Below are 11,994 nucleotides of genomic sequence, written 5' to 3'. Positions count from 1 at the left end.
GCCCAGCTCCATAAAGAAATTTACATCAATCGGCGTTCAAAAAAAAGCCTTCTAATTGCCATAATCGTGAATCGCTGACTGTCTGCAGAGAAATCAGCCAAGTCGACAGTCCAGCACTCGGGAAGCGCGTCGCGATGGCCCAATATTGTTTCCAATAAGGCCATATTTGATCTCAAATATGAGAAATGTTCACAACCCGAACATACATAAATGCATGCGGCTCATAAAAACGAGCCTGATTCGCAAGTCCGGTTTGCGCTTGTGGCTATGTCAGTTTGGAGATTGAGATCAAACGCTGTGGTTTGTCTTGGGCTTCGTTCCTGCATTTTTGCCGGTCAACCCAAACTCTTGAAGCACATCGCATATGAAGGCCCGCAGCAACACCAGAAGCAGCGCGCCCATCCCCGCGCCGACATAGAGCGCCAGCGCGGCCCAGACCGACGACCCTGCGAGCAATGCCGCGATCGATGCGAGCATTCCAGTGGCTGCTGCTATCAGGATGAAGGCGAGCATCAATGCGAGTCCCTTGCGGTTCGGTTGCAATCTGTTGATCGCGCGTTGCGATATGACGCGTCACACCCAGTTTGAACAGACGAATCTTACCGATCTTTGGCCGAAAAGGGGCACAAAAAAGGTGAACATTGCGTTAATCCGCCTCAAATGTGGCAACAGAGAGACCACGAGCGCTGCTTGTTGCATTGGTGGCACGGCTTCCGTACCGTTTGCTTGATTTCTTGGCGGAATCCGAGAATTCCCTTCCGAAACCGGCTTTTGGAGCGTAGTTTTCAGTAACGCTAATTCAACGTCATTAAATTCGAGAGCCCGGCATGAAACGCATTATCACCCTCCTCGCCGCTCTGCTCGTCACACCGCTGATGGGCCATTCCGCAAACGCTCAGGATAGCTATCGAATCAAACCTGGCGATGTCGTGCGCGTCGAGGTGCTTGAGGATTCCAGCATCAACCGCGATACACTCGTGCTGCCTGATGGGCGCATCTCTCTGCCGCTGGCAGGAAGCGTCACGGCAGGCGGTCGCACCATCGAACAGGTTCGCAGCGAAGTCAGCAGCAAGCTGGCTCCGAATTTCGCGGCTGAGCCGACGGTCTTCGTGACCCTGAGTAGCCTCGCGGCCCCCCGGGCATCGCGCGCTGCCGCGGCGCCCCCGACAGACACGATCTACGTTCTGGGCGAAGTTGCCAGCCCCGGCGCCGTCAAGCTGGAGCAGGGAACCACCCTGTTGCAGGCACTGGCCGCAGTTGGCGGGTTCTCGAAATTCGCCGCCACGAAACGCATTCAGTTGCGCCGCACGGACAAGTCGCGCACCGAGCGGATTTACAACGTCAACTACGACGCAATTCTTCAAGGCAAGACCAGCATCGGCACGACCATCCTCTCTTCGGGGGACGTGATCATCGTGCCGCAAAGACGACTTTTTGAATAACCCTGTTTTCGAGGGGGCAGTTTTGAACAAGACGAGATTAGTCCAGGCCATGGTATCAGGCGGGCTTGCCTGTGCTGTCGTGCCGGCGGTCGCGCAGGATGGCGCGACCGGCATGCGCGTGATCCTGGGCGTCGAGCAGGAAATCGAGGCCGGTGACAACCTTGCGCTCGAGAACCCCGAGGAGGGTGCGACCGCGCTGTCGACGACCACGCTGTCCCTGGGTCTTCTGTCGGAAACCAGCACTCAGTCCCTTTCCCTTGGCCTTGCCGGTAAGTTGCGGTTCGGAGAATTACCCAGCAATAGCGATATCGGCACCGGTTTTGTGGAGCCGAGCGTGAGCCTGTCCTATGGACGAGAGGGCGCAAACTCGCGGCTGTCGATGACCGGCAGCTACAGGGAAACCGATGCCGCGTTCTTCGAGCCGCTATCCAGCTTTGCCGATGAAACCGGCGTGATCGTGTTGCCCACTAATTTCGAGGATCGGCGAAACACAGGCACCCGGCAGAACTACAGTTTTAGCACTCAGTTCGAAACCGGGATCGACGCGCCCCTCGGATTTGTCTTTGATGCCAGCGTGAGCGGCATCACCTATTCGGATGGCGCGGGGGCCACCAATGACGACTCGTTCCGATATGCGTATGGGATCGAATCCCGGTTGCGCCTGTCGCCTGTTTCGACCGCATTCGTGGGGTACGATTTCAGCCATTATGAGTCCGATGATCCGGCCGATACAGAGCGTGACACCGATATAGTCGAGATTGGCATCGCCCATGAATTGTCGGAGCGCGCCACAATCGAGGCCGCGATCGGATATAGTCAGACCGAGGAGGAAGAGTTTGGCATCATCAGCAAGGAAGACGGTCTGACCGGTCGCCTGATCTATGGCCTCGCCATGCCAAACGGGACGCTCAACGTGTCTTATCGGACTACGCGCGACCAGAATGGCGCGCGTAACTTCTTGCGTTTCGGGCGCGCGCTGGACTTGCCCCTGGGTTCGCTGAGCTTCAACATCGGGGCCACCCAGAAGGAAAGCGGAGATCCAAAGCTGATCGGCGGCATCAACTGGCAGCATGAGCTGCCTACGGGTCGGATCACATTGAGCGCGAACCGCGACGTCTCGGTCAATGAAGACGATGACGAACGCATCACGACCACCGCGGCGTTTGGCTATGTTTATCAGATCAATACCCTTTCAAGCCTTGCTTTCGATGCATCCTTCGGCCTGTCCGAAGACGAGGCAACGTCGAACGACACCCGGCGCACAGATCTGACCGCAAGTTACAATTACGCTTTGACGCCCGATTGGTCGCTCAGGACCGGGATCGCCTATCGCGTCCGCGACGAGGATCTCGTCGGAACGTCGGACTCGACCTCGGTGTTCGTGCGTATCGGGCGTGACTTCACACTGTTCCAGTGACACGCGCGCCCTGCGCCATTCGGGCATCTGGATAATGCGGCCAAGCAGCTTGTCTTCGCGTTTGCGACCTGTGTATCGAGTGGCGTGATGCGCAGTCTGTCTCATATAGGCCGCTGGCCATTGGCGCTTGTGCTGTTGATCCTGCCCTGTGTCTGTATCGAACTGGTGCTGCAAGGGGCGGATCATGGGCTTTGGGGCGCGCCGCGATGGCGCGCGCTGGCCTATCAGTTCGGGGCGTTCTGGCCCGGCTTGCTGTCGGGGTGGCGTCCGAACTTCGGCGCGCAGCCCTGGCTGATGTTCCTTTCCTACGCTTTTCTGCATGGCGGCCTGATGCATCTGATCGTCAATATGATCACGATGGTGTCGCTTGGCGGTGCGGTGATCAACTATGTCGGGCAACGGCGGTTCCTGGCGATCTATGTGGGGGCGACCATCTTGGGGGGCGCTGCTTTTGCCTTCCTGGCAGCGAGCGGATTTCGTCCGATGGTGGGTGCATCGGGCGCACTCTTCGGGCTGGCCGGAGCGCTGATCGTCTGGAACAGCCGCTTGATCCTTCGCCAACGTCCTGGCTGGATGCGGGCAACGGCAACAATCGCCTGGCCGCTGGGTATTCTGACGGTGCTCAATGTTCTGATGTATGTCGGCACCGGTGGAGCAGTCGCATGGGAGACCCATCTGGGCGGCTTCCTGGCCGGTGCCGTAATGGCGCTGCCGATGGAACCGCGCGAAACGGACCACCCTCGCGGCGGTTAGAGCGGCGAAGACTGCGCCGCGCTATTCCTGTAGGGACGCGATCAGCCCCCCCGCCGCGCGTGCGATGTCGTCGCGGGTGACAAGGCCCGTATCGTCGATCACAGCGTCATGCCCGATGCCGAGCGCGACCCGCAGGTCGATATAGGCCATTGCCAGATCACGTATCGTGCGCGCCAGAGTGAAGCGGGCTGCGGAAAGCGAGCGCTCGCGATCGATCACGTCGAGAACAGTGGCGTCTCCGCCTTCGACGATCAAGCGCCGGGAAAGATCCAGCGAACGTTCGTTGAGGCTCACCAGTTCGCGTGCGGAACCGACGGCTTGCCGCGCGGCCTGCAGTGCTGCCAAGGCCGTCTCGACCTCCTCTACTGCGTCGAGCACAGATTTACGCCATTGCAGATAGGCCTGCCTTGCACGAGATTCCGCAGCATCGGCCGAAGCCGCAAGAGCGGGCTGCGAAAATACCGGCACGGTCAGCCCGGCGAGCAGGCTCTCGTTCCAGGCGCCGCCACTGAGCGGCGCGGTGACAAGACCGCTCAGGGTCAGGCTCGGATAACGCGACGCCTGCGCCACGCCCATATCCGAGACCGCAGCGGCATAGCGCCTCTCGGCGATGCGAATGTCGGGCCGTGCGCGCAACAGGTCAGCGGGTACGCCAAGATCGCCGCCGACCACGGGAAGGGGCTGCCCTCCCTTGTACCCTAGGTCGATGCCGAGCTGTCCGACGGGTTGGCCCAGAAGTGTCGAAATGCGGTTGCGCTGCTGGATGATCTCGGCCTGAGTGCCAGGCATCTCGGTCTGGGTCTCTGACACCAACGCCCGAGCGCGCAGCACGTCTAGCTGCGTCGCCGCACCGGCATCAAGTTGCGTACGAAGGTCGCGCAGGGTCCGTTGCCTCGATGCCAGATCCTGCTGGCGCGTCTGGTAGCTGCGCTGAAGGAAACGCATCTGCACATAGGTCTTACTCAGCTCGGACAAGAGCAGGCGGAGGGCCTCGCCCTCGCCCAGCCGTGCCGCGTCAAGGCGCTGTCTGGCGGCGCGGCTTGCCCACTGAGTCCGCCCCGCGAGCCCGATTTCGGCCTCCAGTTCAACCGAACCGGTATTCGCCCCATTGCTGTTGCGTCGCCCGGACACTGTGCCGTCGCCGCTGGGAGTGACGCTGTCACGCCGCACCAATGCTTCGGCTTCCTCGACCCGCTCACGCGCTTCAGCGACGCTCAGGTTGCCTTGCGTTCCCGCGCCAATCAGCTGGTTGAGAACCGGGTCGTTGAAATCGCGCCACCAATGAAGATCGCTTCTGCTGGCCTTGCTGACCGGCGCCAATAGTGAATAGCGGTCGGGAAGCTCCATTTCCGGATGCTTGTACTGCGGGCCGACCGTGCAGGCCGACAAAAAAAGTCCCGCGCAAACGCTTAGGAAAATACGCATTGAAATATGCTCGTTCTCTGCCTCGCGGGCCTAGTCTCGCACGTGTTTTCACGTGTCATTAACAGCCCTTAGGTCCGACCTTATCAGAATCCGGCTAATTTTTCCACTGTCGCTGAAGTGCGCCACAGGTTCGGGCCGACTGTTGCGATTATGCGTCAGCCCGTTGTCCGGCTATTCTCGGAACGCGCGGCTGAAAAACCCTGCCATCGGCTCGATCATGTAGACCAGCGGCGAGCGTGCGCCGGTCTGGATGAAGGATTGCACTGGCATCCCCGGCAGCAGGCTGTGGCCCTGCAATTTCGCGATCTCATCGCTGTCGGGCAGGATCTCGACCGAGTAATAGGGCTGCCCGGTCGCCTGATCCTGCAAGGCATCGGCCGAGATGCGCTGCACCTTGCCTTTAAGTTCCGGGATCTTGCGCTGATCGAAGGCCGAGAACTGAAGCGAGGCCTCCTGACCGGCATAGACCTCGTCGATATTGATCGTATCGACGCGGGCGGACACGACGAGCGGCTGATCTTGGGGAACGATATACATCAAAGGCTGCGCGGCCTGCACGACGGATTGAACCGCGAAGACCTGGAGGCCGTAGACGATGCCATCCACGGGCGCGCGGATATCGAGCCTCGAGATCGTGTCGCGCAGGCTGTTGCGCCGCGCGATCAACTCGATCTCGCGAAACTCGAGGTCTCGCAGTTGAGAGACGGCGTTCTCGCGGCGTTGCGTTTTCAGCTGCAACAGGGCGATGCCGTTGCTTGCCTTCTGACCCCGCAGTTCGGCCATTTCCGCCTCGATCCGCCCGACCTGACCTTTCAGTCCCGCCAGTTCGCGCATCAGGTCACTGACCCGCGCCGCGCGGGTGAGGTTCTGGGTCAGAAGATCGCGCTCGGATTCCAGGTCGGTCTGAACCAACGCCACCTGCTCGTTGAGTGCATCGAGCTGGGCTTTCAGCCCGCCGATCCGGTTCTCGATCTGCAGGTTCTGTTCGTTCAGAAGGCCGACCTCCTGAGACAAGGATTCCTTGCGTGACTGAAACAGTGTTCGCTCGCCCTGCATGAGGCGGGCGATCTCAGGGGCATCTGCGGCAGCGGCGACCAGATCGGGGTCGAATTCGATCACTTCCAGATCGTCACGCTCACTCTGAAGGCGTGATTTGCGCACCGACAATTCCCGCATCTGGCCTTCGATGATGCTCAGCTCATTGCGTTGGCGCCGGCCGTCGAGCCGGATCAGGACATCGCCCTTTTCGATGCGGTCACTGTCCTTCACAAGGATATCGCCGACGACACCGCCTTCGGGGTGCTGGATGACCTGCCGGTTGGATTCGACAGTGACTTGGCCCGGCGCAACCACGGCACCGGAGAGCTCGGCGCGCACCGACCAGAAACCGAGACCGCCAACCAGCGCGATCATAGCCATGAACCCTGCCATCAGTGGCACGGTGCCGCTCCAGTTGGGCTCTTTCTCGTCAGGGGTTTCGGTCACATCGCCACCTTGCCGGGCGCCGCGGTTGCAAGGCGCGGCTTGCGCGGGTCCATCACGGTTTTCTCAAGAACATCGTCGCGCGGCCCAAAGGCCAGCACGTTGCCCTTGTCCAACACCATCAGCAGATCGCATTCGGCGATTGCGGTGGGCCGGTGGGTCATCACGATCACCGATTTGTTCTTTTCCTTGAAACTTTTCACCGTCTGGTTCAGCGCATCCGAGCCTTCCGCATCCAGCATCGAGTTGGGCTCGTCCAGGATCAGCAGCACGGGTTCGCCATAAAGTGCACGTGCCAATGCGATCCGTTGGCGCTGTCCTCCCGAAAGCATGTTCTCGTTGCCGTCGAGATAGGTGTCATAGCCGCTGGGTAGTTGCATGATCATGTCATGCGCGTTGGCTTGTTTGGCCGCTGCCACGACGCCCTTGGAATCAGGTTCGAGTGCCATGCGGCGGATATTCTCTGCGATGGTGCCACCGAACAGGCTGACGGTCTGCGGCAGGTAGCCGATATGCGCGCCCAGATGCATCGGATCGTACTGATCAAGGGTGGCTCCGCCCAGACGCACCTCACCGGCAGCCGGCGGCCAATACCCGGAGAGCACCCGCGCCAGCGTCGACTTGCCCGAGCCGCTCTTGCCGATCACGCCAAGAGCCTGACCCGGCTCGAGAACGAAGTTGACATTCCGCACCGTGGGCCGTTTCGAAGCCGGAGGCACGATGGTGAGCCCCGAAACGCGCAGACGCGCCTCGGGCACCGGAAGCTCGGTGCGCTCTTCCTGAAACGGCACGGAGGCAAGGAACTTCTCAAGCGTCTTCCAGCCGGCGCGCGCACGTTGCAACACGGGCCAGTTGCTCATTGCCTGCTCGACCGGGGCCAGCGCCCGCCCAAGCAGGATCGAGCCGGCGATCATCGACCCCGGCGTCAGCTCGCCCAGGAGCACGAAATAGGCACCAAGCCCAAGGATCGCGGATTGCAGGAAGAGCCGAAACGCCTTGGTCATCGAGGTAAAGACCCCGGTCCAGTCGTTGGCGCGCATGGTTTGCTTCAGTGCGAGGTTCCGTAACCTTTTGTAGCGGCTTTCCAGGCTGTCACCCAGCCCTTGGCTCAGCGCGACTTCGCTGGCCTCTTGGGCGTGTTCGGCAAACGAATGCGCCCGCTGCGTCGCGATCTGGGAGATGCGCACGCGATGCGCCGTCACGGTCTGGTTCAGAAGCGCCAGCACGACGATGATCAGCCCCCCTGCAACCGAAACCCAGCCCAGCACCGGGTGAAAGATAAAAATCGCGGCGATGAAGATCGGCGTCCATGGCATGTCCATGATCGCCAGCAGCACGGGCGAAACGAACAGGTTCTGAAGCGAGTCGAGATCACGAAGCGCGGCGTTACAGACGGGGCGGTCGTGCGGGTTCTTGGAGCGCTGCAGTGTCGCGTTGAAAAGGCGCGCATCCAGCACGCTTTGGAACCGTGCTCCGATCCGTGCCATGACGCGCCCGCGGGCATAATCCAGCACAGCCATCAGCGCGTAAAGCATGGTTACCAGAAGCGAGAGGGCCACGAGGGTCTCGACCGATTTCGAGGCAAGCACCCGGTCATAGACCTGCAGCATGTAGAGTGGACCGGTCAGCATCAGGAGGTTGACGAAAATCGAAAACACGAAGGCCCAGAAAAATAAGACACGCCCCTTGCCACGCGCGGCGCGCAACTCCTGAATACCCGGTCTTTCGACACTTGACATGATTGTCCCGACGCCTGTGACTATTTGGTTTTATGAAACCAGAATACTAGATGGAACTTAAATCGAAACAGTTACACGAGTCTTATACGCTTTTTCGGCGCATGTTTCCAATTCAGGATCAACTGCATCTCTCAGCTTTTCGCGCCGCCGGACGCATCGTTACCCCTTGCCCACGAGCACGAACGGCTTAATGGTTGTGCAATGGCCCGATTTCGCGCTCTCATCAACCGCTTTGACCCACGCAAACCACGTTTTGTCGCTCCGATCACTCCCGATCGGCCATTTGTCGCCGTTGGCGACATTCATGGCCGTCTGGATCTTCTGGAGGCGCTGCTTGTCATGCTGGAGAGCGAGGCGCCCAAGCTGCCGCTGGTCTTTCTTGGCGACTATGTCGACCGTGGTCCTGACAGCGCCGGCGTTCTGCGAAAGCTGATGACGCTTGAGCAGGATGGCGCGCGCGAGGTGGTCTGCCTCATGGGCAACCACGAGGCGATGATGCTGGAGTTCCTGGATATGCCGGGCGCCAAATGGCCGCTCTGGACCCGGAACGGCGGTAGCGCGACATTGCGCAGCTTCGGTCTCGATCCAGACAGCGGCTCGCCTGCCGAGACCCGTGACCGCCTTCGTGACCGTGCCGGGCTGGCCTTGCTCGAGTGGATCGATGAGCGTCCGTTGATCTGGCAAAACGGCAATGTCGTGACCAGCCATGCCGGGGGTGATCCGACCCGGCCAATCGAGCCTCATCGTGGCCATGGTCTATTGTGGGGCCACCCCAAGATATTCAGCACACCCAGGCAGGACGGACTGTGGATGGTGCATGGACATTTCATCAGGGACAAGCCCGAGATGAAGGACGGCAGGATCGGTATAGACACCGGGGCCTGTCACACCGGCCACCTGACCGCCGCGATCATCGAACCCGGCTTCGTGCGCTTCGTTTCAACCTGAGCGAGTGGAGCGGCCTCAGCCCATTTCGGACAGCAGCTCGTGGTGGCGGGCGGTGTAGTCGGCGCGCGCCTCCATCGGTGGACGCAGCAAAATCGCGAGCCCTTCCATCATCGCCGTGTCGGGCTTGCCGAAAAAGCGGTTGGCCTCGGCCTCGGTAAAGCCGGCAATCCGCACGGCTTCCATCCACGCGCTGATCCGATCTGCATTCTTGATCTGTTTCTTGACCTGCGCCGGGATCGTCGCGGGCAGGCCGAAACGGATATGGATCGCCGCGCATAGCCGTTTGTCCAATTCGTCGTAGCCCGGCCCGACCGCGGATTTCACTGGTGAGATCATGTCTCCGATCACGTATTCCGGCGCATCGTGCAGCAATGCGGCCAGTTTCCATTTTGCAGGCGCAGACGGGTTCAGCCGAGTGTACAGCCGTTCCACCAGCAGGGAATGCTCGGCCACCGAATAGGCATAGTCACCCAGTGTCTGCCCGTTCCAGCGCGCGACAAAGGCAAGGCCGTGGGCAATGTCCTCGATCTCGATGTCCACAGGGGTCGGATCAAGCAGATCGAGCCGACGGCCTGAAAGCATCTTCTGCCATGCGCGAGGCTGTTTCATGGTCTTCAAATCGTCCTTGGCGTGATGAAACAGGAGGTGGCGTTGCCTAAGTCGGGTGTCAGTGCTATCTGCACCTCAACGTGTAGATTTGCAAGGAGCCACGCTGATGGCAAAGGACTATATCATCAAGGATATCAACCTGGCCGAGTATGGGCGCAAGGAGCTTGATATCGCGGAAACCGAGATGCCCGGCCTGATGGCGCTTCGCGAGGAATATGGCCAAAGCCAGCCGCTTAAAGGCGCCCGCATCGCCGGCTCGTTGCACATGACCATCCAGACCGCTGTTCTGATTGAGACGCTTGCGGCGCTGGGCGCGCAGGTCCGCTGGGCCAGCTGCAACATCTTCTCGACACAGGATCATGCCGCTGCTGCGATCGCTGCGGGCGGCACGCCGGTCTTCGCCATCAAGGGCGAGACGCTCGAGGAATATTGGGATTACTGCGACCGCATCTTCATGTTCGAAGAAGGTGGCGCGAACATGATCCTGGACGATGGCGGCGATGCCACGCTCTATGTTCTGATCGGTGCCCGCGTCGAAGAGGGCGAGGAAGACCTGATTGCCACTCCGACCAGCGAAGAGGAAGAAGCGCTGTTCGCGCAGATCCGCAAGCGCATGGCCGAAAGCCCCGGCTGGTTCACGCGTCAGCGTCACATGATCCAGGGCGTGTCCGAAGAAACCACGACTGGCGTGCATCGTCTCTACAAGATGATGGAAAAAGGTCATCTGCCGTTCCCCGCGATCAACGTGAATGACAGCGTGACCAAGTCGAAATTCGACAATAAATATGGCTGCAAGGAATCGCTGGTCGATGGTATCCGCCGCGCCACCGACACGATGATGGCCGGCAAGGTCGCCGTGGTTTGCGGTTATGGCGACGTGGGCAAAGGCAGCGCGGCATCGCTGCGCGGCGCTGGTGCGCGTGTCAAGGTGACCGAAGTCGACCCGATATGCGCGCTTCAGGCCGCGATGGACGGGTTCGAGGTGACGCGGCTTGAGGACGAAATCGCGAGCGCCGACATCTTCATCACAACCACCGGCAACAAGGATGTCATCCGCATCGAGCATATGCGCGAGATGAAGGACATGGCGATTGTCGGAAATATCGGCCATTTCGACAACGAGATACAGGTTGCGCATCTCAAGAACCACAAATGGACCAACATCAAGGATCAGGTGGACATGATCGAGATGCCCTCGGGCAATCGGTTGATCCTGTTGTCCGAAGGCCGTCTGCTGAACCTCGGGAACGCGACGGGGCACCCCAGTTTCGTGATGTCGGCGTCCTTCACCAATCAGGTTCTGGCGCAGATTGAGCTGTGGCAACGCGGCGACCAATACGAGAACGAGGTCTACATTCTGCCCAAGCATCTCGACGAAAAGGTCGCGCGTCTGCATCTCGACCGCATCGGCGTCAAGCTGACCGAACTGAGCGCCGATCAGGCCGACTATATCGGCGTGAAACCCGATGGCCCGTTCAAGCCCGAGCATTACCGCTACTGAGCGACATGCCGCGTCTCGTCAGAAATCGCACAACAAGGCCCCGACAGCAGTGTCGGGGTCTTTTTCTTATGCGCCTGCGGCAGGGGAGCGCGGGTGAAGTTTTCCCTTTGTTGACCGGGAAACAGCCGCTACCATTGAAAATGGCGCCGAAATGGGGCTGTGGTATCAACACGGATATCCGGCAAACTGGCCGGACTGGTGGGAGAGACAGTATGGGAAAGCGTGACGACCTGATTGCGCAATACGCCGACGATCTGCGCAACAAGTGTGGCATGGAACCGGATATGGGCCTTCTGACGAAGGTGACTATCGGATGCGGCCCCGCGATCTACAATGCGGATGCGTCGACTGTGGCAGCAAGTCAGCCAGGCGAACTGGAAACCGTCAAGGACAACTTCCTCGTCAAGAAGCTGGGTCTCGCGGATGGACCGCAGCTGATGGACGCGATCAATCAGGCGATGGACACCTATGGGCGCTCGGAGCGCAACAAGTACCGCGCCGTGGTGTATTACATGCTGACCAAGCATTTCGGGAAAGAGGCTGTTTACGGCTGACATCCCCGCAAGCAATGGAGCGGCGCCCGCCTTGAACGGCGGGCGTTTTTCATTTGAAGGGTATTCTAGATATTCCGGGTTTGGCTCCGGGCGCGCGACACGCTAATGTCATCGCAACAGGCCA

At 60.1% G+C, this 11,994-nt stretch carries 11 protein-coding genes; 6 read left to right on the top strand and 5 right to left on the bottom strand.

Translation table 11 applies throughout. From position 1 onward, the window contains the following. Positions 1 to 288: 288 nt before the first annotated feature. The gene (locus ROH8110_RS09990; protein WP_176236591.1) at positions 289 to 513 is read right to left on the bottom strand and encodes a hypothetical protein; all 225 of its coding nucleotides are present in this window, start codon (positions 511 to 513) and stop codon (positions 289 to 291) included. A 314-nt stretch (positions 514 to 827) separates the two neighbouring features. Here ROH8110_RS09990 and ROH8110_RS09985 point away from each other — a divergent pair, with 314 nt between their 5' ends. The 3 genes from ROH8110_RS09985 (at position 828) to ROH8110_RS09975 (ending at position 3,612) form a co-directional block, all read left to right on the top strand. Then, positions 828 to 1,442: a polysaccharide biosynthesis/export family protein gene (locus tag ROH8110_RS09985; protein ID WP_085817594.1), complete on the top strand. Its 615-nt coding sequence runs from the start codon at positions 828 to 830 to the stop codon at positions 1,440 to 1,442. A 49-nt stretch (positions 1,443 to 1,491) separates the two neighbouring features. Next, on the top strand, positions 1,492 to 2,859 hold the full coding sequence (locus tag ROH8110_RS09980; protein WP_085817593.1) for a porin family protein: 1,368 nt from the start codon (positions 1,492 to 1,494) through the stop codon (positions 2,857 to 2,859). Positions 2,860 to 2,946: 87 nt separating this feature from the next. Next, positions 2,947 to 3,612: a rhomboid family intramembrane serine protease gene (locus tag ROH8110_RS09975; protein WP_085817592.1), complete on the top strand. Its 666-nt coding sequence runs from the start codon at positions 2,947 to 2,949 to the stop codon at positions 3,610 to 3,612. A gap of 21 nt (positions 3,613 to 3,633) precedes the next feature. On the opposite strand, the gene ROH8110_RS09970 is transcribed toward ROH8110_RS09975, so the two are convergent. From ROH8110_RS09970 to ROH8110_RS09960, 3 genes are all read right to left on the bottom strand, one after another. Continuing rightward, on the bottom strand, positions 3,634 to 5,037 hold the full coding sequence (locus tag ROH8110_RS09970; protein WP_085817591.1) for an efflux transporter outer membrane subunit: 1,404 nt from the start codon (positions 5,035 to 5,037) through the stop codon (positions 3,634 to 3,636). Positions 5,038 to 5,208: 171 nt separating this feature from the next. Next, the gene (locus ROH8110_RS09965; RefSeq protein WP_085817590.1) at positions 5,209 to 6,522 is read right to left on the bottom strand and encodes an HlyD family type I secretion periplasmic adaptor subunit; all 1,314 of its coding nucleotides are present in this window, start codon (positions 6,520 to 6,522) and stop codon (positions 5,209 to 5,211) included. Then, positions 6,519 to 8,258: a type I secretion system permease/ATPase gene (locus tag ROH8110_RS09960; protein ID WP_085817589.1), complete on the bottom strand. Its 1,740-nt coding sequence runs from the start codon at positions 8,256 to 8,258 to the stop codon at positions 6,519 to 6,521. Before ROH8110_RS09960 ends, ROH8110_RS09965 begins: the two co-directional genes overlap by 4 nt. Positions 8,259 to 8,459: 201 nt before the next feature. On the opposite strand from ROH8110_RS09960, the gene ROH8110_RS09955 reads away from it, so the two are divergent. Continuing rightward, on the top strand, positions 8,460 to 9,206 hold the full coding sequence (locus ROH8110_RS09955) for a metallophosphoesterase (RefSeq protein ID WP_085817588.1): 747 nt from the start codon (positions 8,460 to 8,462) through the stop codon (positions 9,204 to 9,206). Between the two features lie 15 nt (positions 9,207 to 9,221). Here the strand turns inward: ROH8110_RS09955 and ROH8110_RS09950 are convergent, their stop codons facing one another. Then, a complete protein-coding gene (locus ROH8110_RS09950; protein WP_085817587.1) occupies positions 9,222 to 9,815 on the bottom strand; it encodes an HD domain-containing protein in 594 nt (197 codons plus the stop codon). A 106-nt stretch (positions 9,816 to 9,921) separates the two neighbouring features. Between ROH8110_RS09950 and ahcY the strand changes: the two genes are divergently transcribed. Then, positions 9,922 to 11,316, top strand: a complete 1,395-nt coding sequence (gene ahcY, locus ROH8110_RS09945; RefSeq protein WP_085817586.1) for an adenosylhomocysteinase — start codon at positions 9,922 to 9,924, stop codon at positions 11,314 to 11,316. A 212-nt stretch (positions 11,317 to 11,528) separates the two neighbouring features. Further along, positions 11,529 to 11,870 (top strand): DUF2853 family protein, encoded by a 342-nt coding sequence (locus tag ROH8110_RS09940; RefSeq protein WP_085817585.1) that lies wholly within the window; start codon positions 11,529 to 11,531, stop codon positions 11,868 to 11,870. The last annotated feature ends 124 nt before the right edge of the window (positions 11,871 to 11,994 follow it).

It is taken from the genome of Roseovarius halotolerans, assembly GCF_900172255.1.
GTDB classification, from domain to species: domain Bacteria; phylum Pseudomonadota; class Alphaproteobacteria; order Rhodobacterales; family Rhodobacteraceae; genus Roseovarius; species Roseovarius halotolerans.
The sequence above is the reverse complement of the archived record's forward strand: the minus strand, read 5'-3'. Positions and strand labels throughout refer to the sequence as shown.